The 23,254-nt window shown below is 66.6% G+C and carries 19 protein-coding genes and 1 tRNA gene; 14 read left to right on the forward strand and 6 right to left on the reverse strand.

Features of this window, described 5'->3' with window-relative positions; translation table 11 throughout:
• The first annotated feature begins 4 nt into the window (after window positions 1–4).
• The 3 genes from AAID08_RS17665 to AAID08_RS17675 are packed head-to-tail and all read left to right on the forward strand — an operon-like array spanning window position 5 to window position 1,730.
• Complete coding sequence (locus AAID08_RS17665; RefSeq protein ID WP_175188697.1) at window positions 5–517, forward strand: hypothetical protein; 513 nt, start codon at window positions 5–7, stop codon at window positions 515–517.
• A gap of 44 nt (window positions 518–561) precedes the next feature.
• Window positions 562–1,143: a hypothetical protein gene (locus AAID08_RS17670; protein WP_395756711.1), complete on the forward strand. Its 582-nt coding sequence runs from the start codon at window positions 562–564 to the stop codon at window positions 1,141–1,143.
• Between the two features lie 5 nt (window positions 1,144–1,148).
• On the forward strand, window positions 1,149–1,730 hold the full coding sequence (locus AAID08_RS17675; RefSeq protein WP_395756712.1) for a hypothetical protein: 582 nt from the start codon (window positions 1,149–1,151) through the stop codon (window positions 1,728–1,730).
• Between the two features lie 41 nt (window positions 1,731–1,771).
• Here AAID08_RS17675 and AAID08_RS17680 read toward each other — a convergent pair whose 3' ends face one another.
• From AAID08_RS17680 to AAID08_RS17690, 3 genes are all read right to left on the reverse strand, one after another.
• Window positions 1,772–2,503, reverse strand: coding sequence for a hypothetical protein (locus tag AAID08_RS17680; protein ID WP_064526425.1), 732 nt, complete (start codon window positions 2,501–2,503; stop codon window positions 1,772–1,774).
• A gap of 55 nt (window positions 2,504–2,558) precedes the next feature.
• Window positions 2,559–2,684: a hypothetical protein gene (locus AAID08_RS17685; protein WP_372412862.1), complete on the reverse strand. Its 126-nt coding sequence runs from the start codon at window positions 2,682–2,684 to the stop codon at window positions 2,559–2,561.
• A 425-nt stretch (window positions 2,685–3,109) separates the two neighbouring features.
• Window positions 3,110–3,196, reverse strand: a tRNA-Leu gene (locus AAID08_RS17690).
• Between the two features lie 47 nt (window positions 3,197–3,243).
• Here AAID08_RS17690 and dapC point away from each other — a divergent pair.
• The 11 genes from dapC to AAID08_RS17745 all read left to right on the forward strand — a co-directional run bounded on the left by dapC (window position 3,244) and on the right by AAID08_RS17745 (window position 18,910).
• The gene (gene dapC / locus AAID08_RS17695) at window positions 3,244–4,440 is read left to right on the forward strand and encodes a succinyldiaminopimelate transaminase (protein ID WP_395756713.1); all 1,197 of its coding nucleotides are present in this window, start codon (window positions 3,244–3,246) and stop codon (window positions 4,438–4,440) included.
• A 28-nt stretch (window positions 4,441–4,468) separates the two neighbouring features.
• A complete protein-coding gene (gene dapD / locus AAID08_RS17700; protein WP_006395964.1) occupies window positions 4,469–5,290 on the forward strand; it encodes a 2,3,4,5-tetrahydropyridine-2,6-dicarboxylate N-succinyltransferase in 822 nt (273 codons plus the stop codon).
• On the forward strand, window positions 5,290–6,504 hold the full coding sequence (gene dapE, locus AAID08_RS17705) for a succinyl-diaminopimelate desuccinylase (protein WP_395756714.1): 1,215 nt from the start codon (window positions 5,290–5,292) through the stop codon (window positions 6,502–6,504). Before dapD ends, dapE begins: the two co-directional genes overlap by 1 nt.
• A 10-nt stretch (window positions 6,505–6,514) precedes the next feature.
• Window positions 6,515–7,411 carry a 50S ribosomal protein L3 N(5)-glutamine methyltransferase gene (gene prmB, locus AAID08_RS17710; protein WP_064526414.1) on the forward strand — a complete coding sequence of 299 codons (897 nt, stop codon included), beginning with the start codon at window positions 6,515–6,517 and terminating at the stop codon, window positions 7,409–7,411.
• Complete coding sequence (locus AAID08_RS17715; protein WP_116791367.1) at window positions 7,408–9,342, forward strand: ABC-F family ATP-binding cassette domain-containing protein; 1,935 nt, start codon at window positions 7,408–7,410, stop codon at window positions 9,340–9,342. The genes prmB and AAID08_RS17715 overlap by 4 nt, the downstream gene beginning before the upstream one ends.
• 123 nt (window positions 9,343–9,465) lie before the next feature.
• Window positions 9,466–9,954, forward strand: a complete 489-nt coding sequence (locus AAID08_RS17720) for an RNA polymerase sigma factor (protein WP_064526411.1) — start codon at window positions 9,466–9,468, stop codon at window positions 9,952–9,954.
• Window positions 9,951–10,883: a FecR family protein gene (locus AAID08_RS17725; protein ID WP_395756715.1), complete on the forward strand. Its 933-nt coding sequence runs from the start codon at window positions 9,951–9,953 to the stop codon at window positions 10,881–10,883. The genes AAID08_RS17720 and AAID08_RS17725 overlap by 4 nt, the downstream gene beginning before the upstream one ends.
• Window positions 10,884–11,142: 259 nt before the next feature.
• Window positions 11,143–13,773: a TonB-dependent receptor plug domain-containing protein gene (locus AAID08_RS17730; RefSeq protein ID WP_395756716.1), complete on the forward strand. Its 2,631-nt coding sequence runs from the start codon at window positions 11,143–11,145 to the stop codon at window positions 13,771–13,773.
• Window positions 13,774–13,913: 140 nt separating this feature from the next.
• Window positions 13,914–16,550, forward strand: a complete 2,637-nt coding sequence (locus tag AAID08_RS17735) for a TonB-dependent receptor plug domain-containing protein (protein WP_175166737.1) — start codon at window positions 13,914–13,916, stop codon at window positions 16,548–16,550.
• A gap of 128 nt (window positions 16,551–16,678) precedes the next feature.
• Window positions 16,679–17,341, forward strand: a complete 663-nt coding sequence (locus tag AAID08_RS17740) for a hypothetical protein (protein ID WP_054502113.1) — start codon at window positions 16,679–16,681, stop codon at window positions 17,339–17,341.
• A 183-nt stretch (window positions 17,342–17,524) separates the two neighbouring features.
• The gene (locus AAID08_RS17745) at window positions 17,525–18,910 is read left to right on the forward strand and encodes a cytochrome c peroxidase (protein WP_343719446.1); all 1,386 of its coding nucleotides are present in this window, start codon (window positions 17,525–17,527) and stop codon (window positions 18,908–18,910) included.
• A 117-nt stretch (window positions 18,911–19,027) separates the two neighbouring features.
• Here the strand turns inward: AAID08_RS17745 and AAID08_RS17750 are convergent, their stop codons facing one another.
• Genes AAID08_RS17750 through AAID08_RS17760 form a run of 3 tightly spaced genes read right to left on the reverse strand, consistent with a single transcriptional unit; the run spans window position 19,028 to window position 22,835 of the window.
• Window positions 19,028–19,333, reverse strand: a complete 306-nt coding sequence (locus tag AAID08_RS17750) for a chorismate mutase (protein WP_006384334.1) — start codon at window positions 19,331–19,333, stop codon at window positions 19,028–19,030.
• Window positions 19,334–19,338: 5 nt separating this feature from the next.
• The gene (locus tag AAID08_RS17755; protein ID WP_054502111.1) at window positions 19,339–21,630 is read right to left on the reverse strand and encodes a UvrD-helicase domain-containing protein; all 2,292 of its coding nucleotides are present in this window, start codon (window positions 21,628–21,630) and stop codon (window positions 19,339–19,341) included.
• On the reverse strand, window positions 21,627–22,835 hold the full coding sequence (locus AAID08_RS17760) for a fatty acid desaturase (RefSeq protein ID WP_049073143.1): 1,209 nt from the start codon (window positions 22,833–22,835) through the stop codon (window positions 21,627–21,629). The genes AAID08_RS17755 and AAID08_RS17760 overlap by 4 nt, the downstream gene beginning before the upstream one ends.
• Window positions 22,836–23,254 lie beyond the last annotated feature (419 nt).

Genomic DNA, 23,254 nt, shown 5'->3' on the forward strand with positions numbered 1-23,254 from the left:
CGCTGTGCTGCTGTTATCCGTGTGTGTACTGGCCGCCATGTCGCTGGGCGCGCTGACGTGGCGCCTCGCGCGCCGGCCCGCCGGCAAGACGCGTGGCGACATTGCCCGCTCGGCCGCCGCCGGCGCCGCCCTGTTCGCCGCACTGGGGCCCCCGGTTGGCACCCTGGTCTTCGCGCTGTTCGTGGCCATCTCCTCGATAAGCGTCGAGGCGCTGTTCACGTCGATCTTCCTGGTGCCCTGGTCGTACCTGTACGGCGGCGTGCCCGCGCTGCTGTGCGGCCTGGTGGCGGGCGCCTGCCGCCCCGCCACCCCGTCATGGCGCTCGTATTGCTGGCCGGGGCTGCTGGGCGGCCTCTACGCCTTCACCTTCCTGCTGGGCTTCGCGGTGCGCGAATACACCCTGCCCGAAATGAGCTTTCCAGTGTTCCTGGGAGGCGTGCCCGGCCTGATAAGCGGCGCGGTCTGCGCGCGGGTGTTCTACGGCAGGCAGCAAACCACCCTTGCCGCCACCGCGTGAGCGCCGCCGCCCGCTGTTTTCCCCATCACCCTATGGAAGCATCCATGACGATCTCCCTGTCCCGCCTGTTCGCCACCCTGGCCGCCAGCCTCTGCGCTGGAGCCGCCCTGGCCGCCCCTGTCACCTCGGTCGCCGACGCGCAGGCCAAGCTGGCCGCCATGACGCCCGCCTCGCGGATAGAGTGTCACGCCGACGGCGGCAACAGCGCGCAATGCAGCGCCGACGGCTACACCGTGATGTACCTGGGCGACTGCGGCGAAGGCGCCGCCTTCGGCTCGATCGCCGGCGACGGCGGCGTTGACCTGAATGACCGCGTCGACGGCCAGGGCAAACCGGTGGCTCGCGTCATGGACCGCCAGTTCGTCTGCATTCCGGCCATGGTGCGCAAGGGCGAGGAACAGCGCCACTACGTGATCGCCGTGCCCACCGCCAGCGTGCCCGAATGCCGTGGCAACGCGCTGTGCAAGGACGCCGACCTGCCGGTGCAATGGAAGCGGGCCAAGCGCGGCCAGGCCTGCGAACGCACCAAGGATGACGACTACCAGGGCGACTGCGCGGCCGGCTGGGTGGACGTCGGCCAGATCGACCAGTACGACACGCTGGCCCCCGCCAAACCGGCCCGCTGAACGTCATGACGCGCCGCCTCGTTTCGATTGCCCTGCCGGTGTTTGCGGCCGTGTCCGCTTCGGCCTGCGCGCTGGCCGCGAACGTCGTTGCGCACCCCGATCCGCAAGCGCGCCAGCGCGTGGACCTGAGCGTGCGCGTCGAGGACGCGCCGGGCCCCTTCGAACGCATTGACGGCCATGCCGACTACCGGGTCGAGAACCCGGACTGCGTGCCGCTGACCGCCGTCACCGGCGCCACGGTGGTGCCGGAGCAACGCGCGCCCGTCTCATTCGAGCCCGCCGCCGATGGCGGCTATCGCGCCGAAATCCTCCTCGACCGATTCCGCGACGAGGACTATTACGGCCAAGGGGTATGTCGTTGGGCGCTGGTGGCCGTGACCGCCGATCTGCGCCACGGGCAGGTCGACTTCAGCCCTGCCATCTACCTGGCCGACATCGTCTCCGGGCGCGACGTGGTGAAGCACTTTTCGAACAGGTCGTACGCCAACGCCGACACTGCACGCATCGATATCGGCGCCGACAGCGCCAGCGCGTTCAACGATCCGCGGGCGACGTTCCGCATCCGGCTGCAGGCCGCGACTCGCTAGGCGGCCGCGGGGCCGCGGGCGGACAGCGAGGGGCCGCCGGTTCAGCCCTGCGCTATGCCGTAGTGCCGATAGAACGCCGCGATCGGCGCCTCGGCCGCCAGCGCCCGCAGCGGAAAGCATGCCGCCAGATCGCGGACATCGCCCGCTCGCGCCCAGCCCGCCTCGAACTCCCGCACGGCTTGCGCTCTCAACGCGCCATCGCGACGCAGGAACTGTCCCCAGAGCGACACGTTGCGAAAGCGATCACCCGCCAGGCGCAGGCTGCCGACATAATCCGCCGGGAAACAGCGCCGGTAGGCCGGCAGGTTGTACAGCCATGACGTTCCCGCCACCCTCCTGGCTGCTGGCCGATCCCGCCGGATGGCATGAAACAGTGACCGCAATTCGTCGATTCTCAGCGGCAGGCGGCTGCCGTTCAGCGGCGATGCCGGCGCCGGCTCGGCATTGCGGAAATGCAGCCGCACGGTGGCGGCATCCTGCATGACGTAGGAAAAACAGCCAGAAACGGCACCGGACGTGTCCACGCCCGGCCGGTCCGCGCCCAGCCGCAGGTAATGTCGATACGTCCAGTCGCCAATGTCCGGCGCAGCCACGAGCCCGTCGGCGTATTCCCGCCAGGCCGCATGACCGGCATCGAAGTCGCGACCCAGTCCAAACCGGATATAGACATTGGTGTAGTCCATCACGGCGCGCTCCAGGGAAATTCCCGCCAGGGCGCGCGCCGCCTGCGCAAAGCGCAGTTGCAGGTCAAAAAAGGCCTTGCCGTATTCCATCGCGAGCGATTCCGCCAACAAAACGGCCCGCGGTCAGGCGGCCGTTACTGTTCGATCAATTGCCGGCGGCGCGGCGCAGCCGGTCCAATTCGGCGCGGTTCAGGCGCTTGGCCTCGTCCTCGGCGTAATCGCGCTCGCCCGCTTCGTACTTGCCGTCATACAGGCAACTGCTGCGGCTCACCCGGCATTCGAGACTGACGCGCGACGAGTCGGGGCCCGATGACGACGCCGGCGCCGACCAGACATTCAGGGGAGAGGAGGAAGAACAGCCCGATGCGAGCCCGGCGAGCAACACCATCAATGCGCCGCGGCCAAGTGATTGAATCGACAACAATTTACCCTCGCTCGACAAGAAAAGCTTCAGGCCTCTTTATAACAAGCGAGACAAATGCGGTACAGGCGCGCGCTACAGGCAAGTGAGCCCGGCGCCCGGGCCGAGGCTTCGATCAGGATTGATCCACCATTTGATTATCAACCATTTGATTAATAAGGACATTCCAAAGGGAGAAAAAATGAAAAGACCCCGAGACACAAACATGTCTCGGGGTCATGGCTCGGAGTCGTGGGACAGTGACGGCGTGGCGCCGGTCACGATCCGAATAGGGTTGGTGCGAAGGAGGGGACTCGAACCCCTACACCTGTTACGGCGTCAGGACCTAAACCTGGTGCGTCTACCAATTTCGCCACCTTCGCAATAGGCCAAGCCCGCTATTGTAGCTTGCTTGTTAAAATCTTGCGTCATGAATCCGCGCCTCGATGCCCTGCACCCCTACCCGTTCGAAAAACTGCGCGCCCTGCTGGCCTCGGCCACTGCGCAACCGGACGGCCTGACGCCCATCAACCTGTCGATCGGCGAGCCCAAACACGCCGCGCCGGAACGCGTTGCGCAGGCCATTCGCGACAACCTTGGCGGACTGTCGGTGTACCCGTCGACCAAGGGCGATCCTGCGCTGCGCCAGGCCATCGCCAACTGGCTGGCACAGCGCTACAGCATCCCCGCGCCTGACGCCGAGACCCAGGTGCTGCCGGCGCTCGGCTCGCGCGAGGCGCTGTTCGCCTTCACCCAGACCGTGATCGATCCGGCGGCCGGGTCGGTGGTGATCTGCCCCAACCCGTTCTACCAGATCTACGAGGGCGCCACGCTGCTGGCCGGCGCCACGCCCTATTACGTCAACGCCGACGCGCTGCGCAATTTCGCCTGCGACTGGGACCAGGTGCCGGACGAGGTCTGGAAAAAGACCCGCATGGTGTTCGTCTGCTCGCCCGGCAACCCGGCCGGCAACGTCATGACGCTGGACGAATGGGAAGACCTGTTCGCCCTGTCCGACCGCCACGGCTTCGTGATCGCCTCCGACGAGTGCTACTCCGAGATCTACCTGGACGAAGGCAATCCGCCGCTGGGCGGCCTGCAGGCGGCGCGCCGCCTGGGCCGCAACGACTACCGCAACCTGGTGGCCTTCTCCAGCCTGTCCAAGCGCTCCAACGTGCCGGGCCTGCGTTCGGGTTTCGTGGCGGGCGACGCCGCGTTGATCGGCCGCTTCCTGCGCTACCGCACGTATCATGGCAGCGCCATGAGCCCGCTGGTGTCGGCGGCCAGCATCGCCGCCTGGACCGACGAGGCCCACGTCAAGGACAACCGCCGCCTGTACCGCGAGAAATTCGAGGCGGTGTTGCCGATCCTGCAGAACGTGCTGGACGTGCAGCGTCCGCAGGCCTCGTTCTACCTGTGGGCAGCCACCCCGGGTTCGGATACCGCGTTCGCGCGTGACCTTTACGGCCGTACCGGTGTTACCGTGCTGCCGGGCAGTTTCCTGGCGCGCGAAGCGCACGGCGTGAATCCCGGCCAGGGGCGCATCCGCCTGGCCCTGGTGGCGCCGTTGGCCGATTGCGTGCAGGCGGCCGAACGCATCGCCCATTTCGTACATACTTCCGTTTGATCAACCTTTTTTGAAAAGCTGAGCCGCTATGACTCTCGACCTCCAGACCACCATCGAAAAAGCCTGGGACGACCGGGCCAACCTGTCGCCCTCCGACGCCAGCGCCGAAGTGCGCGAAGCCGTCGAACACACGATCGACGGGCTGGACCTGGGCCGCCTGCGCGTGGCCGAGAAAATCAACGACGACTGGGTCGTGCACCAGTGGATCAAGAAGGCCGTGCTGCTGTCGTTCCGCCTGTACGACAACGCCATCATGGGCCAGGCCCCGCTGCAGTTCTACGACAAGGTGCCGCTCAAGTTCTCGGAATACGGCGACAACGCCTTCAAGCAAGGCGGCTACCGCGTGGTGCCGCCCGCCGTCGCCCGCCGCGGCGCCTTCATCGGCCGCAACGTGGTGCTGATGCCGTCCTACGTCAACATCGGCGCCTACGTCGATGAAGGCACCATGGTCGACACCTGGGCCACCGTCGGCTCGTGCGCCCAGATTGGCAAGAACGTCCACCTGTCCGGCGGCGTCGGTATCGGCGGCGTGCTCGAGCCGCTGCAGGCCAACCCCACCATCATCGAAGACAACTGCTTCATCGGCGCCCGCTCGGAAGTCGTGGAAGGCGTGATCGTCGAAGAGAACTCGGTGCTGGCCATGGGCGTGTACCTGTCGCAAAGCACCAAGATCTATGACCGCGCCACGGGCAAGGTTACCTACGGCCGCGTGCCGTCGGGTTCGGTGGTGGTGCCGGGTTCGCTGCCCTCGGCCGACGGCTCGCACAGCCTGGCCTGCGCCGTCATCGTCAAGCGTGTCGACGCGCAGACCCGCGCCAAGACCAGCATCAACGATCTGCTGAGGGCGTAATGCGCACGACCGCACGGCCGCCCGAAGGGCGTGCACCCTCCCTTGGGGAGGCAGCCGCGCAGCGGCAGGAGGGCCAACCTCCCTCGGTTGTTCTGGATCTGGTCAAGGACCTGATCGCCCGTCCGTCGGTCACTCCGGCGGACGCCGATTGCCAGGCGACGCTGGCCGCGCGCCTGGCGCCGCTCGGCTTCACCTGCGAAACCATCGCCCAGGGCGGCGTCACCAACCTGTGGGCGCGCCGTGGCAACACCGCGCCGCTGGTGGTCTTCGCCGGCCACACCGACGTGGTGCCCCCGGGCCCGCGCGAGAAGTGGGAAAGCGATCCGTTCGTGCCCACCGAGCGCGACGGCTACCTGTACGGCCGCGGCGCCGCTGACATGAAAAGCTCGATCGCGGCCTTCGTGGTGGCAGCCGAGGAATTCGTGGCGGCCAACCCGCGGCACGGCGGCTCGATCGCCCTGTTGATCACTTCGGACGAGGAAGGCCCGTCGATCGACGGCACCGCCATCGTCTGTGACGCGCTCAAGGCGCGCGGCGAGCAGATGGACTACTGCATCGTCGGCGAACCCACCTCGGGCGACGCGCTCGGCGACACCTGCAAGAACGGCCGCCGCGGCTCACTGTCGGGCAAGCTCACGGTCAAGGGCATCCAGGGCCACGTGGCCTATCCGCACCTGGCGCGCAACCCTGTGCACCAGTTGGCGCCGGCGCTGGCCGAGATCGTCGCGATCGAGTGGGATCAGGGCAACGAGTACTTCCCGCCGACCACGTTCCAGGTCTCGAACCTGAACTCGGGCACGGGCGCCACCAACGTGGTGCCGGGCGAGGCGGTGGCGCTGTTCAACTTCCGCTTCTCCACCGCCAGCACGCCGGAAGGCCTGAAGGCGCGGGTGCACGAAGTGCTGGACCGCCATGGCCTGGAATACACGCTGGACTGGGAACTGGGCGGCGAGCCTTTCCTGACCCCGCGCGGTTCGCTGACCGATGCGCTGGTGCAGGCCATCCAGGCCGAGACCGGCGTGACGGCCGAGCTGTCGACCACCGGCGGCACGTCCGATGGCCGCTTCATCGCCAAGATCTGCCCGCAAGTCATCGAGTTCGGCCCCTGCAACGCCACGATCCACAAGGTCAACGAGCGTATCGAGCTGGCCTCGCTGGACCCGCTGAAAAACATCTATCGGCGCACGCTGGAAAACCTCCTGCCCGCCGCTTAAAAAGCCTCTCATGTATCAATCCGCCCGCCAAGAACTGCTGACCCTGCGCGACCTGATCCGCTACGGCGTATCGCGCCTGAACGCCGCCCAGGTGGCGCTGGGACACGGCAGCGACAACGCCTGGGACGAGACGGTCTATCTGGTCCTGCACGCGCTGCACCTGCCGCTGGACACGCTGGAGCCCTTCCTGGACGCCCGCGTGCTCAGCGAGGAGCGCAACCGCGTGCTGGAGCTGATCGACCGCCGCGTCACCGAGCGCGTGCCGGCCGCGTATCTCACCAACGAGGCCTGGCTGCGCGGGCATCGCTTCTACGTGGACGCGCGCGTCATCGTGCCGCGCTCGCCCATCGCGGAGCTGCTGGACGAAGGCCTGTCGCCCTGGGTGCAGGACGCACAGGCCGTCGACAGCGTGCTGGACATGTGCACCGGCTCGGGCTGCCTGGCGATCCTGTCGGCCCTGGCCTTCCCCTACGCTCAGGTGGACGCCGTCGACGTGTCGCCAGACGCGCTGGAAGTCGCCCGCCGCAACGTCGATGACTACGGCCTGGGCGATCGCCTCGCGCTGCACCAGAGCGATCTGTTCGACAGCCTGCCCGAACGCCAGTACGACGTCATCGTCTGCAACCCGCCCTACGTCAACAGCGGCTCGATGGACGTGCTGCCGCAGGAATACCGCCACGAGCCGCACCTGGCCCTGGCCGGCGGCGCCGACGGCATGGACCTGGTGCGCCGCATCCTGCAGGCGGCCCCGCGCTACCTGTCGGAGAACGGCGTGCTGGTGCTGGAGATCGGCCACGAGCGCGATTTCTTCGAAGCCGCCTTCCCTGAGCTGTCGCCGGTGTGGCTGGATACGGAAGCAGCGTCCGACCAGTTGCTGCTGCTGACCCGCGAGCAGTTGACGACGTGATCCGCGCCTCTGGATTGACCCTGCGTCGCGGCACCAAGGTGCTGCTGGACGACGCCGAATTCGTGGTGCACCCGGGCGAACGCGTCGGCATCGTCGGCAAGAACGGCGCCGGCAAGTCGTCGCTGTTCGCGCTGCTGACCGGCGCGCTGGACCTGGACGCCGGCAACCTGGCGCTGCCGGCCGGCTGGCGCATCGCCAGCGTCGAGCAGGAACTGCATGCCGACGACCGCCCCGCGCGTGAATTCGTCATCGACGGCGACACGCCGCTGCGCGCCCTGCAGGCACGCCGCGCCGAGCTGACCGACGACCAGGGCACGCAGATCGCCGAGGTCGAAGCGGCGCTGGTCGAGGCCGGCGCCTGGAGCGCGGCCTCGCGCGCCGAGCAGTTGCTGGCCGGCCTGGGCTTCAAGCCGGCCGAATGGACCCAGCCGGTGGCAAGCTTCTCCGGCGGCTGGCGCATGCGCCTGGCGCTGGCGCGCGCGCTGATGGCGCCGTCCGAACTGCTGCTGCTGGACGAGCCCACCAACCACCTGGACCTGGACGCCATGCTGTGGCTGGAGAAATGGCTGGCCGCCTATCCCGGCACCGTCATGCTGATCTCCCACGACACCGAGTTCCTGGACGCGGTGGCCAAGTCCATCCTGCATTTCGATCACGCCAAGCTGGTGCGCTACCGCGGCGGCTACGGCGACTTCCTGACGCAGCGCGCCGAGCGCCTGCGCCAGACCAACATCGCCTACGAACGCCAGACGCGCGAAGCCGCGCGCCTGCAGGGCTTCATCGACCGCTTCAAGGCCAAGGCCTCCAAGGCCAAGCAGGCCCAGAGCCGGGTCAAGGCCCTGGCGCGCATGCAGGTGTTGGCGCCGCTGCACGCCGAGGCCGGCATCGACATCCGCATCCCCTCGCCCGACCAGGTGCCCGATCCGCTGCTGACGCTGGAACACCTGTCGGCCGGCTACACCGACGCGGCCGGCAACGAAGTGCCGATCCTGCGCGACGTGACGCTGATGGTGCGCGCCGGCAGCCGCGTCGGCGTGCTGGGCGCCAACGGCGCCGGCAAGAGCACGCTGATCAAGACCCTGGCCGAGGAACTGCCGGTGCAGGCCGGCGAACGCCGCGCCTCGCGCGGGCTGGCGATCGGCTATTTCCACCAGCACCAGCTCGACATGCTGGACGTGGACAGCACGCCGCTGGCCCACCTGGCGCGGCTGTCGCCGGAAACGCGCGAGCAGGAATTGCGCAACTACCTGGGCGGCTTCGGCTTCTCGGGCGACACGGTCAACAGCAAGGTCGGGCCAATGTCGGGCGGCGAAAAGGCCCGCCTGGCCCTGTCGCTGATCGTCTGGCAGAAGCCCAACCTGCTGCTGCTGGACGAGCCCAGCAACCACCTGGACGTCGAGACGCGCGAGGCCCTGGCCGCCGCGCTGGCCGAGTTCGGCGGCAGCATGCTGCTGGTCTCGCACGATCGCCATCTGCTGCGCACCACCGTGGACAGCTTCTGGATCGTGGCCGACGGCGCCGTGCGCGAATTCGACGGCGACCTGGAGGACTACCGCGACTGGCTGGCGGCCCGCAACGCCGGCGAACGCGCCGAGGCCGCCCGCGAGAACGCCGAGAATGGCGAGGCCGTGGTCGACCGCAAGGCGCAACGCCGCGCCGAGGCCGAGCAGCGCCAACGCCTGTCGGCGCTGCGCAAGCCGCTGGAAGCCAGGCTGGCCAAGGTCGAGACCGAAATGGAGAAGCTGCGCGCCAAGCTGCAGGCCCTGGACGCGGTGATCGCCGACCCGGACCTGTATTCCGATGCGCGTCGCGCCGAGCGCCAGAAAGTCATGGCCGAACATGGCGAACACGGCAAGCGCATGGAGACGCTGGAGGAACAGTGGCTGGAATTGCAGGGCTCGCTCGAAGAAATCGAGCAGGGCGAAGCCTGAGCCGCGGGCGGACGGCATGGGCCGTCCGCCCTTTCCCTCGGGGCGCAACACCCAATAACAATAATAATTATCATTTATAATTCGACGCGAATCTGACTCTATCTGGCGCGAGGCGTCAGCGACATGTCTTCGCTTACCGATGTATTTCTGCGGCACTACCGCGAAGTGCTGGGCTTTCTGGCCATGCGCACTGGCTCGCGCGACGTGGCCCAGGACTGCGCCCAGGACACCTGGATCAAGCTGGCCGAGTTCCAGGACAAGACCCTGCCGGACAACCACCGCGCCTATGTCTTCCGCGTGGCGGCCAACATCGCCACCGACTGGCACCGCCGCCGGGGCCGCGAACTGAACGTGGTGGCCGACTATGCCGCCACGCAGCCGCCCGCCTTCGAGGCCGACACGCTGGAAGTGGCTTCGGCCAACCAACTGCTGCGGCGGCTCGAAACCGCCCTGCTGCGCCAGCCGCGCCGCAGCCTCGACGTCTTTGTCCTGCATCGCCACGAAGGACTGACCTACCGCGCCATCGCCGAGCGTTTCGCGATTTCGGTGAGCGCGGTCGAGAAACACATGATGCGCATCCTGCTGGCCTGCGACCAGGCGCTGTCGGCATGAGCAAGGCCAGCACCCCGGGCAATTCCGCCACCGCGGACGAGCAGGCCTCGCGCTGGGTGATCCGCCACAGCGGCCAGCCGCTCGATGCACAGACGCAGGCCGAGTTCGACGCCTGGTACCACGCCGATCCCCGCCATGCCGCCGCCTACGACAGGCTGGCGCGGGTGTGGCGCCGCATGGGCGAGATCGACCGCGGAAAATTGGCTGCCCGCCCGCCGCGCAAGCGCCATACGGCGCTGGCGCTGGCACTCGTCGCCGCCACCGGCACGACCGCGTACGCGCTGCGCGACTTCCAGCCTGGCGCCGACTACGCAAGCGACACGCAGCCGCTGCGCGTCGCCCTGCCCGATGGCTCGCGCGCCATCCTGGACGCGCATTCGGCGATCGCCGTGGACTTCGGCCCCGACAGGCGCGAGGTGCGCCTGCTGGCCGGCCAGGCGCTGTTCGAGGCCGCGCCGCGCGGCGCCGCAGGCCCGGCCTTCAGCGTGGTGACGGCGGACGCCAGCGCCACGGCCCTGGGCACCCGCTACGCGGTCGCGCGCGACCGCGACGCGACGCGCGTCACCGTCTACACGCACCAGGTGGCGGTGCAATGCCTGGCCTGTGCGGACCGGCAACCGCAAACGCTGGACGCCGGGCAACGCATCGCGGTTTCGGCCGACGGCATGGTCCAGGATGCGGCGCCGCATGAAACCGCGCCCGCCTGGAGCCAGGGAATGCTGGCCTTCAACAACACCGCATTGCCCGAGGCGGCCGCGCAGTTGGCGCGCTACACCGGCAAGCACATCCTGGTGCTGGGCGAGCTGGCGCGCGACACCCGAGTGTCGGGCACGGCCGGCGTCGCCGACCCCAAGCGGGCGCTCGACCTGCTGCTGGCGCAGACCAAGGTGCGCATCACCGACCTGCCGGGTCTGCTGATCCTGCGCTGATCACGCCCCCCGCCGCGGACCTTCCCGTCCGGCGGCGACTCCCCCGATGAGTCTTGCGGATCGGGCGCGGCCCGGGTCGCCCGACCTGGAAGTCCCGTGAGTGACCGGGACGGACAAGCGCATTCGCCGCCCTGCCCGTTTCGATCAATGCCAATCGGTAAATAAGAATCAATATAAATTATTCATCAATTCTGCAATGAGGGGTTGCGTCCTACGCCGCGTCCTACGGCTGACATCAACAGCAGCGTAGGACGTTTTCATGCCTTTCCCTCTTGACCGCAAACGCCGGCCCGGCGCCTCGGCCGCCCTCCTTTGCGTCATGCTGGCCATTGCCGCACCCGTCATCGCCCAGCCGCCCGCGCGCACCATCGCGTATGACCTCCCGTCGCAGCCGCTGGGCGACGCCCTGCTCGCGCTCGGCCGCCAATCGGGCTTGGAGATCTCGTTCCCGCCAGCCGCCGTGGCCGGCAAGATGTCGCCCGCGCTGCAAGGCGAGTATTCCGCCCTGCTCGCGCTGGACCGCCTGCTGGCCGGTTCCGGACTGGCGCTGCGCGCCGAAGGTCCGGGCCGCTATATCGTCTTCGTCGACAAGGCACATCCCTTCTCCACCTCGCGGCTGGAGCCGGTGCGTGTCTACGGCGAACAGGCCGGCGAACGCACCTATGGCCAGCAGGAGATCGCCGAAACGCCTTCCTCCAACCGCGACCTGAGCACGCTGGTGGCAAACCACCCGGCGGTGCGCACGAATCCGGGCGCGGCCGGCTCACAGAACCGCGGCTCGCTCAACGTCGAGGACATCTCCTTTCACGGCGCCAGCCCCTACCAGAACCTGTTCCAGATCGACGGCATCGACGCCACCAACCGCGTCGACCCGGCCAGCAAGAACCTCAACCTGCAGGTCGGCAACGTGCCCAGCAATCCACAGTCGTACTTCGTCGACACCAGCCTGCTGGAAGCCGTGCGGGTGTACGACAGCTTCGTGCCGGTCGAATACGGCCGCTTCACCGGCGGCGTGGTCGATGCGCGCCTGCGCCGCTTTTCCGGCGAGAACCACCTGAAGTTCGACTACCGCTGGAACACGTCGAAGATGACGCGGCAGCATGTAGCCGAGGGCGAGGAGAATAGTTGGGCGCAGGGCCAGCCGGGCTATTCCCCCGAATGGAAGAAGCGTTTCTATTCGGCCGTGGGCGACTTCGCCTTCAACGACAAATCCGGCGTGGTGCTGGCCATGTCGCGCCGGGAATCCGACATCACACGCTGGAACATGGGCGTGGACGACAAGGGCCAGCCGCAGCAAGGCCAGGACACCTACCGCGACCGCGTCGACAACTTCCTGGGCAAGTTCAGCGTGCGCGCCAGCGCCGACACCACCGCTGACCTGACGCTCAAATACAGCGACCGCAGCGAGACCTTGTCGAGCTACCTGTTCCGCGACACGCACTGGGACAACAACCACGGCGCCTACGGCCTGAGCGGCAACCTGGACCACCTGTTCCAGGACGGCCGCGTCTCGCTGCAGGCCGGCTGGGACCATGCCACCAGCGATCGCCAGTCGGTCGGCGATGAACTGGTGACCTACCAACCCTATAAACTGCCGCAATACACCGCGGGTGGCTTTGGCAAGGAGCAGACGCGGCAGGACACCTGGACCCTCAAGGGCCGCGTCGATCTCGACCCGGTGCGCACCGGCATCTTCACCCACAGCCTGTACGCGGGCGCCGATCTGCAACAGGTCGACGCCGGCTTCAAGCGCTTCCAGGATTCGTATTCGTTCCGCCGCGCCTACAACAACAAGGGCACCTACCAGGACTTCAGCAAGGTCCACTACCTGCCCGGCACGGTCAACGTGAAATACAACATGGCCAGCGTGTACCTGTCCGACCGCATCGAGTGGCAACGGCTGGCGCTGGATGCGGGCGTGCGCTACGACCGCGAGACCTTCCTGGGCAACACCAATCTGTCGCCGCGCACGCGCCTGGAATGGGATGTGCTGGGCTCGGGCGACACGCTGCTGAGCGCGGGCTGGTCGCGCTACTACGGCAGCGAGGTGCTGGAGACGGCGCTGGAGGCCGAGCGCAGCCGCCTGCGCCGCCAGGTGCTGGACAGCAAGGGCAGGCCCGTGGCCGACGGCGGCAAGGAATACTTCGTGGACTACCGCGGCCTGCGCATGCCCTACGACGACGAATGGGCGGTGTCGCTGCGCCAGCGCATGGCAGGCATCGAGGGCTTGCTGAGCTACGTGCATCGCAACGGCCGCGACCAATGGACCAAGAGCGGCACGCAGGCCACCGGCTACACCTACAACAACGACGGCTTCTCCACCACCGACGGCGTCAGCCTGACGCTGCGCACGCTGGAGCCCTGGCGCCTGGGGCCGACGCGCTGGAACATGCAGGCATCGTGGAGCTGGCAGAAGCGCAAGACCAACGGCGACCTGGTCACGGGCTATACCGCCGATGCCCGCGATCCGGATGACCGGGTGATCTACAACGGCTCGGAGATCCGCGCCATCGACTTGCCGCCCAGCACCTTCTACCAGCCCCAGGTCGCTACGCTCACGCTGATCGGCGCCTACCCGCGCGCCGGCCTGACCTGGAGCAACAAGCTGAACTGGCGCAGCAAGCGCGACGCCACCATCTACGTTGGCGTCGGCCCGCGCCCGCAATACCTCGACCGCTACGAATCCGGCGAGCTGCCATCGTACTGGACCTGGGACACCAAGCTGGCGTGGCAGCCGACCTTCGCGCGCAACCTGGAATTCACGGTCGAAGTGCTGAACCTGCTGAACCGCATGCCGGCGGTCACGGCCAGCAATCCCAACCTGAAGGCCAACCGCAGCACGTTCCAGTCGGGACGCGAACTGTGGCTGCAGGTGGGATATCGGTTCTGAAGCGGGCCTGACACGGGGCGCAAGCATTCATCCGGTCTGACTTCGACGCGTCGCATGGCTTACCGGCCGGTTTGACGCTGAGGTTCCCCGTCGACCGCCGCGTCCTATGGCTGGTTTCCAATCAGCCATAGGACGCTCGCATGCCTCTCTCATTCAACGGCCGTTTCCGCGCCAACGCGTCGGCCGCGATCTTCTGCGCCACGCTGGCCATGGCCGCCCCCGCCCTGGCCCAGTCGCCCAACCGCACCTTCGACTATGACATTCCAGCGCAACCGCTGGGCGACGCCTTGCTGGAACTGGGTCGCCTGTCCGGCCTGCAGATCTCGTTCCCGCCGGCCGCCGTGGCCAATAAGGCCTCGTCCGCCCTGCGGGGAGAAACGTCGGCGCTGGCGGCGCTGAACCAGTTGCTGGCAGGCTCCGGCCTGGCGCTGCGCGCCGACGGGCCGGGACGCTATATCGTCTTCGAGGACAAGGCCAATCCGTTCTCGGCATCGCGGCTTGAGCCGGTACGCGTCTACGGCGAGCAGATTGGCGGGCGCCTCTATAGCCGCGAGGAGATCGCGGAAACGCCGTCGTCCAACCGGGACCTGAGCACGTTGGTGGCGACGCATCCAGCGGTCCGCACCGACCCCGGCGCGGCGGGTTCGAAGAATCGGGGATCGCTGGACGTCGAGGAGATTTCATTCCATGGCGCCAGCCCCTACCAGAATCTGTTCCAGATCGATGGCATGGACGCCACCAACCGCGTAGACCCGGCTAGCAAGAATCCGAACCTGGTCGTCAACAACGTGCCCAGCAATTCGCAGTCCTACTTCGTCGACACCAGTCTGCTGGAATCGGTGCAAGTGCATGACAGCTTCGTGCCTGTGGAATACGGTCACTTCACTGGCGGCGTGGTGGATGCAAAATTGCGCCGGTTCTCCGGGCAGAACCATCTGAAGCTGGACTACCGTTGGAACAGCTCCAACATGACCCGACAGCGCACGGCGCATGGCGATGAACAAAAGTGGTCACAGGGCCACTTCGACTACTCACCCAAGTGGAAGAAGAACTTCTATTCGGCGCTGGGCGATGTCGCATTCAGCGAAAAGGCCGGCATGGTATTGGCATTGTCTCGTCGCCAATCCGACATCACGCGGGCAGCCATGGGCGTTGACGACAAGGGTCAACCGGAGTTGCGCGAGGGAACCTACCGCAGCCAGATCGATAACCTTCTGGGCAAATTCAGTGTGCGTCCCGCCCCGGACACCGTCGCCGACCTGACGCTGAAATACAGCGAGTATCGCCAGGCCCTGGCCGACGCCTATTTCCGCGACACCACCTGGGACAATTATCACAGCGGACGGGGCGTCGACGGCAATCTGGAACATCGATTCCAGGGCGGACGCTTTTCTCTGCAAGCGGGCTGGGATCGCGCCACCAGCCACCGGCAATCGGTTCGTGAAGAGTTTGTTTCCTATTTCACTCCGCCGATCAAAAAGGTCCAGTACGCGGTGGTGGGCTTTGGCAAGGAGCAGACGCTGCAGGACACCGGCGTTCTCAAGGGCCGCGTTGACCTGGATCCGCTACGCACCGGCATGTTTGCCCACACCGTCTACGCGGGTTCAGAGCTGCGGCAGACCCACGCTCGATTCAAGCGATTTCAGGATGCCTATGCGTACCGCCGCAGCCAGTTCGCCGATGGCACTGTCCAAGACAGCAATAGAACCCACTACCTTCCCGGGACGGCCGCGGTAAAGCATCACACTGCCAGCCTGTATCTGTCGGACCGCATCGAATGGCAACGACTGGCCCTGGATGCCGGGCTGCGCTACGACCGCGACAGCTTTCTTGGCAACGACAATCTGGCGCCCCGCACGCGCCTGGATTGGGACATGTTCGGAACGGACGACACCGTGCTGAGCATGGGATGGTCGCGCTACTACGGCGCACAGATACTGGGCATCGCCATGGAGGCGGAGCGCGCGCGCCTGAAACTGCACGAGACGGACAAGAATGGAAACCCGATCGCGGATGGCCGCAAGCCGTATACGGTGGAATACAAGGGGTTACGCACGCCGTATGACGACGAATGGGCGATATCGCTGCGCCAACGAGTGGCGGGTCTGGAGGGCGCGCTGAACTATGTGCATCGCAACGGGCGGGACCAGTGGACAAACGTCAACGTCAACGCCAACACCTCCCGATACAACAGTGATGGTCATTCCACGACCGACGGCATCAACATGACCGTGCGTACGCTTCATCCGATTGCCCTGGGAAGGACCCGCTGGACCATGCGCGCCACCTGGGGCTGGCAGCGGCGCCGCGCCAACACCGAGTTGGCCAAGGGCTACAACGACCACGCGGGGGATCCTGATGAACAGGTGCTATATAACGACGCGCGGATTCGCGCCTTCGACCTGCCAACCAATTCGTTCTTCCAACCGCAAGTCGCCACCTTGACCCTGACCGGAGCCTACCCGGGCGCGGGCCTCACGTGGAGCAACGCATTCAACTGGCGCAGTGCGCGCGACGCGATTTTCTATACAGGCAAAGGTCCGGCTCCGGAATTTCTCAACAGCTACACATCGGAGAAGTTGCCATCCTACTGGACCTGGGACACCAGGTTGAAATGGCAGCCCACGTTCGCACGCAACCTGGACCTGACCATCGAAGTTCTGAACCTGCTCAATCGCATGCCTGCGGTCACGGGCAATAGACCCAAACTCACGGCGGACCATCGCACCTATCAATCCGGACGCGAGCTCTGGTTGCAGGTCGGCTATCGCTTCTGACCGACAAATCAGACGATGCGGCATGGAGCGCCGCGGCCTTCGTCCCTAACATGCGCCGTGGCCATCCCGGCCATGGCGCGGGTTCTCCATCGGGACGCCAGTCGCGCCGTCACGCAGGAGCTATTTGCATGGCATTGAGCCGATCCCAGACCGAAATCAAAGCCGCCATCGCGGAACACGGCCGGCAGCGCGGCTTCAGCCCCCCGACCATCCAGATCGCGGCGGACATTGCCTACATCGAATCGGCGTTCGGCGCCTCGCCGCGGTGCCCCGACGCCAGCTCAAGCGCATCGGGCCTGTTCCAGTACACGGACGAGGCCTGGTACGCGCATCATCAAGCCGTGGGCGAAAAGGACGCCCCGGGCAGCCAGATCGCCGCTTTCTATACCGACCTGGCGACCTACGCGGCCTGGTACCACAGTCCCGCCACCAATCGCCATATCCCCGACGACATGCCGCTGGGGGAATTCGTCTTCGTCATGCACCACGGCGGGCGGGGCGGACCGGTCTTGTTCAAGGACACCGCGCGCGATCTCTATCGCAAGCATGTCACCGACGATACCCGGTTGCTGACCGCCACCCATCCCGCCCCCCGCCCCGGCGCGCTCGTGCTCGACGCCGAGGCTTACACCGGCTATCCGGTGGCGGGTGACAGCGCGGGATGCATCAAGATCGGCCCGAACGGCGTGGCGTATATCGACTACATCCTGGAACCCCTGCTGTCGCGAGCGGAACGGCGCGGCATCGTCGAGCGGGATCCCGCCGGGGCATTCCGCCTTCTTGGCGAATGAGGGACCGGCAAGGCAAAGCCAGCCACGACGCGGCGCCAACCAAGGCGCCTGGCACGGGTCATCGGCCCTCATGTGCCAATCAAAAAATCGATATCCATATAAATTATTAATCGATTGCGTGCTGAGGTATTGCAATCGTCGCAGCGTCCTACGCCTGACACCAACGCCACACGGAACGTATCGATGCCCCTGCGTGGCAAATCCCGGCTCCGGCAGAACGCCCTGGCCGCCTTCCTGCATGCCATTCCGCTGGCCCTCGTGCTCGCCACCCCGTCCACCGCTTCTGGCCAGCAGCGCGCCGCCACGCCATCCGGCATCGCGCCCAGCGCCGCCGCTTGCCACGACCCGGCGGGCTGGAACATCGCCTGCCTGCGCGCGCGCTATTCCGGACCCCCGGCCGGTTGGCCCGCGCCCACCATCGACGCCGGCGTGCAATGGCATGAATGGGCGCCGGTCCCGCCCGTCGCCGACCCGCCGCTGCAATGGACCGCCGCCAATTCCGGCCAGGCCGAACTGGCCGCCGACGTGGCGCGGCCGGCAATCGTGGCGCTGGGTCAGATGCTGTTCTTCGATACCCGCCTGTCGCGCAAGGGCGAGGTGTCCTGTGCCACCTGCCACCAACCGCAGCGCGCCTTCACCGACGGCCTGCCCCTCGCGGTGGGCGAGGACAGACTGATGGGTCGGCGCCGCTCCACACCGCTGTATGCCGCGCCGTTCGCGCCCCGGCTGTTCTGGGACGGGCGCGCGTCCAGCCTCAAGGAGCAGGTGATGGGGCCGCTGCACGACCCGCGGGAAATGAACCATGACGCCGCCGGGGCAGTGGCGCGGCTGCGGGAGACCGACATGTATCCCGCGCGCTTCCTGGACGCGTTCGGCGGCGCGACGGCGGCGTCTTCTCCAGCGACTGCATCGGCTTCATCAACAGTTGCGCCGGCTTCATCAGCGGCTGGCTCAACGGCATCGGCATCGGCATCGGCATCGGCATCGGCATCGGCATCGGCGGCAATGATACCGACAGCTCAAGCGCCTGGGGCATCGACCACGGCATCCGCCATCGACGCCGACCGCCTGGCGCGCGCACTGGCCGCCTACGTGGCCTCGCTGCGCCCGGGGAAGACCCGCTTCGACGAGTTCCTCGCTGGCCGCGTCGATGCGCTGGACGACACCGAGCTACTGGGCCTGCACCTGTTCCGCACGCAGGCGCGCTGCATGAACTGCCACAATGGCCCCTTGCTCACCGACCATCAGTTCCACAACATCGGCCTGTCGTTCTACGGCCGCCGCAACCAGGACCTGGGGCGCTATGAAGCCACGCGCGATCCCGCCGACCTGGGCAAGTTCCGCACGCCGAGCCTGCGCAACGTTGCGCAGGCCGGCCCGTGGATGCACAACGGCCTGTTCCCGGATCTGCGGGGGCTGCTGCGGATGTACAACGCCGGCATGGGCCGAGAGACGCCGCCGGCCGATCCCCCGGACCCGTATGCGCCGCGCAAGTCGGAACACATCAAGCCGCTCGACCTGAGCCCGGCCGAGATCGACGCCCTGCTGGCGTTCCTGAAAACGTTGTAGCGGACGCCGCCGACCCCGCGCCGCGGAAAAAAGAATGGCCGCGGCTGGAGCCGCGGCCATGGAACTGCCGTTGCGCATGGTGAGGCGGCCAAGCAGGCCACCGGCCACCCCCACGCATCACGAGTAGGGACGCTCGCGCAACCGGGTGTGGTGATCGACCACCGTGTCGATCACTTCGCGCAGGATGGTTTCGGCCAGGGCCGGGGGCACGCCGGCCTCTTCGGCCAGGCGCCGGATGCGCTGGACCTGCTGGTCTTCGCGCACCGGGTCCACCAGGTCCATGTCGTTGGCTTGCTTGAGCTCGCCGATCATGTCCGTGCAGCGAAAACGCACGCCCAGCAGCAGGATGATCTGCTGGTCGATCTCGTCGACTTCGGCGCGCAGCGATGCCAGTTCGGCTTTCGGGGAGTCTTGATTGGCCATGTCTATCAACCTTGAACGATATCCAGCTTGGCGATGCCGAGAGCCAGCGTCTTGGAACCGACATCGCGGAAATGGATTTCCGCCTGCGCGTCCTGCCCCGCGCCGCTCAGGCTGACGATGGTGCCGTCGCCGAAACGCGCGTGGTGCACGCCCTGTCCCACACGATACTGCTTGTCGCCCACCGTGACGCCGGAGGCCGTGCCGCGCGGTTGACGCGGCGCAATGGTGTTGGTGGGCTTGCGGCCGAAGGCGTCGCCGCGGTTGCCGTTCCAGCCGCCGCCGGCGCTCAGCGACGGCGTCAGGCCGGCCTTGGGCGACAGCCACTTCAGGTGCTGCTCGGGGATTTCGTCGAGAAAGCGCGACCGCATGGCGTAGCGCGTCTGGCCATGCAGCATGCGGCTTTGCGCCAGGCTGATGTACAGGCGCTGGCGCGCGCGGGTGATCGCCACGTACATGAGGCGGCGCTCTTCTTCCAGGCCGGACTGCTCCAGGATGCTGTTCTCGTGCGGGAACAGGCCTTCCTCCAGGCCGGTGATGAAGACGGCGTCGAACTCCAGGCCCTTGGCCGCGTGCACGGTCATGAGCTGCACGGCGTCCTGGCCCTGTTGCGCCTGGTTGTCGCCGGCTTCGAGCGCGGCATGCGACAGGAAGGCCGCCAGCGGCGTCAGGCCGTCGGACACCACCGGCGCCGCATCGACCACGCCGGGCATCAGCGTGCTGGAGGTGTCCTGGTCGGGCACCACGCCGGCGGGCATGCCGTCGTAGTTTTCCTCGGACGCGAACACCGCCGCGGCGGTGATCAGTTCGTTCAGGTTTTCGAGGCGCTCGGCGCCTTCGCGCTCGGCCTTGTAGTGCGCGTTCAGGCCGCTGGCCTCGAGCATGTGCTCGACCATTTCTGGCAGCGGCAGGTCGCGCGTTTCCTCTGTGAGACGATGGATCAACTGGGCGAACTGGGCCAGGTTGGAGCCGCCCTTGCCGGCCACCAGCGCCACCGCCGAGTACAGGCTGGAATCATGCGCGCGCGCCGCGTCGGCCAGTTGTTCCAGCGTGCGCGCGCCGATTCCGCGCGTGGGGAAATTCACCACCCGCATCCACGACGTGTCGTCGTGCGGGTTGGCCATCAGGCGCAAGTAGGCAAGCGCGTGCTTGATTTCCTGGCGCTCGAAGAAGCGCAGGCCGCCGTAGACCTTGTAGGGAATGCCGGCCGAGAAGATGGCGTGTTCGATCACGCGCGACTGCGCGTTGCTGCGGTAGAGCACGGCGATCTCGCGGCGCAGGCTGCCTTCGTGGATCAGCGAACGGATCTCGTCGACGATCCATTGCGCTTCCATGCCGTCCGAGGGCTGTTCGATGACGCGCACCGGTTCGCCTTCACCCTGGTCGGTCCAGAGGTTCTTGCCCAGGCGGCCGCTGTTGTGGCCGATGAGCGCGTTGGCCGAATCCAGGATGTGGCCGTACGAGCGGTAATTCTGCTCCAGGCGGATGACGGTGCCGCGGGCGTAGTCGCGCTCGAAGTCGGACATGTTGCCGACGTTGGCGCCGCGGAACGCGTAGATCGACTGGTCGTCGTCGCCCACGGCGAAGATCGCCGCGCCGCCGCCGGCCAGCAGCCGCAGCCACTTGTACTGCAGCGTGTTGGTGTCCTGGAACTCGTCGACCAGGATGTGGCGGAAACGGCGCTGGTAGTGCTCGCGCACCGGCGCGTTGCGCGACAGCAGTTCGTAGGCGCGCAGCAGCAGCTCGGCGAAGTCGACCACGCCTTCGCGCTGGCACTGGGCTTCGTAGAGCTGGTAGATCTCGATCAGGCGACGGCGGTGCGCGTCATAGGCTTCGACGTCGGCGGGGCGCAGGCCCTCTTCCTTGGCGCCGTTGATGAAGCGCTGCACGTCGCGCGGCGGATATTTCTCGTCGTCGACGCCATTGGCCTTCATCAGCCGCTTGATGGCGGCGAGCTGGTCGGTGACGTCGAGGATCTGGAAGGTCTGCGGCAGGCCGGCGTCGCGATGATGCGCGCGCAGCATGCGGTTGCACAGGCCGTGGAAGGTGCCGATCCAGAGGCCGCGCGTATCGATCGGCAGGATGGCCGACATGCGCGCCAGCATCTCGCGGGCGGCCTTGTTGGTGAACGTGACGGCCAGCAGCCCAAAAGGCGAGGCCTGGCCGGTTTGAATCAGCCAGGCCATGCGGGTGGTGAGCACCCGGGTCTTGCCGCTGCCCGCCCCGGCCAGGACCAGGGCGTGCTGCGGTTCTAACGTTACTGCGGCGCGTTGTTCAGGATTGAGCTTCTCTAGCATCATGCCGCGTAGCGGCGCAGACGTTGAGCGAATTGCTCGAGCCCGGCGATGCCGCTTTGCTGGGCGCGCTGGCACCAGGCCTGCAGGTCATGGAGGAGCTGTTCGCTGCTGGCGCTGGAGCTTTCCCAGATACGGCCGAGTTCGCGGCGCATCTGCACCAGCGTCGACAGCGACTTGTTCTGGGCGATGGCCTTGTCCACGGCTTCGAGCTGTTCCGGCTGGAGGATGTCCTCGTTGCGGTGGATGGCGCGGCGCACCTTGTGCAGCTTGGTCCAGCCGCAATCGGCGTTGCCGTCCTGGCGCGAGGCCTTCAGCTTGGCGAGTTCCTCGCGGGCGGCGCTCTTGATCACGTCCGCGTAGCGGGCCATGACTTCGTAGCGGTGCGTGATCACGCCCTGCAGCGTGCGCAGGTCGATGCCGGTCTTGGAATCATCCAGCTTGAGCTTGGGCGCGACCTTCTTGATCTTGGCCAGGCCCAGGAACTTCAGGATGTTGATGTAGCACCAGCCAATGTCGAACTCGTACCACTTGGCCGAAAACTTGGCCGACGTGCCGTGGGCGTGGTGGTTGTTGTGCAGCTCTTCGCCGCCGATCACGATGCCCCAGGGGAACACGTTGGTGCTGGTGTCCGGGCTGTTGTAGTTGCGGTAGCCCCAGTAGTGGCCGATGCCGTTGACGACGCCAGCCGCCCAGAAGGGGATCCAGGCCATCTGCACCGCCCACACCGTGACGCCGATCGCGCCGAACAGGGCGATGTCGATGGCGAGCATGGTCAGCACGCCCCACAGGCTGTGCTTGCTGTAGACGTTGCGTTCGAGCCAGTCGTCAGGCGTGCCGTGGCCGAACTTGGCCATGGTTTCCTTGTTGTTGGATTCTTCGCGGTAGAGCTCGGCGCCGCGGAACAGCACCTTCCAGATGCCGAACAGGATGGGCGAATGGGGATCGCCTTCCTTTTCGCACTTGGCGTGGTGCTTGCGGTGGATGGCAACCCATTCCTTGGTGACCATGCCGGTCGTCATCCAGAGCCAGAAGCGGAAGAAGTGCATGACGGCCGGATGCAGGTCCAGGCCCCGGTGCGCCTGGCTGCGGTGCAGGAAGACGGTGACGGACACAATGGTGATGTGCGTCATGACCAGGGTGAAAACGACGATCTGCCACCAAGTGGCTTGGGTCAGACCGCCGGCAATGAAGGAGAGGATGTAATCCATAAAGCTGTAATGAGCCTCGCTTGAAGAGTGCCTGAAGTTTAGCTTACCTTTGCCGCGTTATGACAATGGAGTTTCAAAATAGTTTTTGAGGGAAATCAAGGACTAAGCCCTGCTTTTGACCACACTACGCCAGGCGCGCGACCGAGTCGGCGCGACCCTTGGCGACGATGACGACGCATCCCGGGCCGGGACGCGCCCACGTCGGACACTTCGTTTTGGCTACGCGTCGCGATTAAAGTTCCTGTCAGGCTGGCACGCGCTGTCTTGCGGGCGCCACGGGTCTGGCGCACACTTCGGTCCGCTATCACCGTCTCTTCCGCCTCACGATGTTCCGCGAAAAAATCTGTCCCTATTTTATTGCCCTCCTGACCGCGGCCGGTCTGGCCGCCGCGGCGCCCACGCATGCCCAGTCGCTGAAA

Origin of the sequence: Achromobacter sp. EB05 (assembly GCF_044232075.1) — a bacterium.
GTDB classification, from domain to species: Bacteria; Pseudomonadota; Gammaproteobacteria; order Burkholderiales; family Burkholderiaceae_B; genus Achromobacter; species Achromobacter dolens.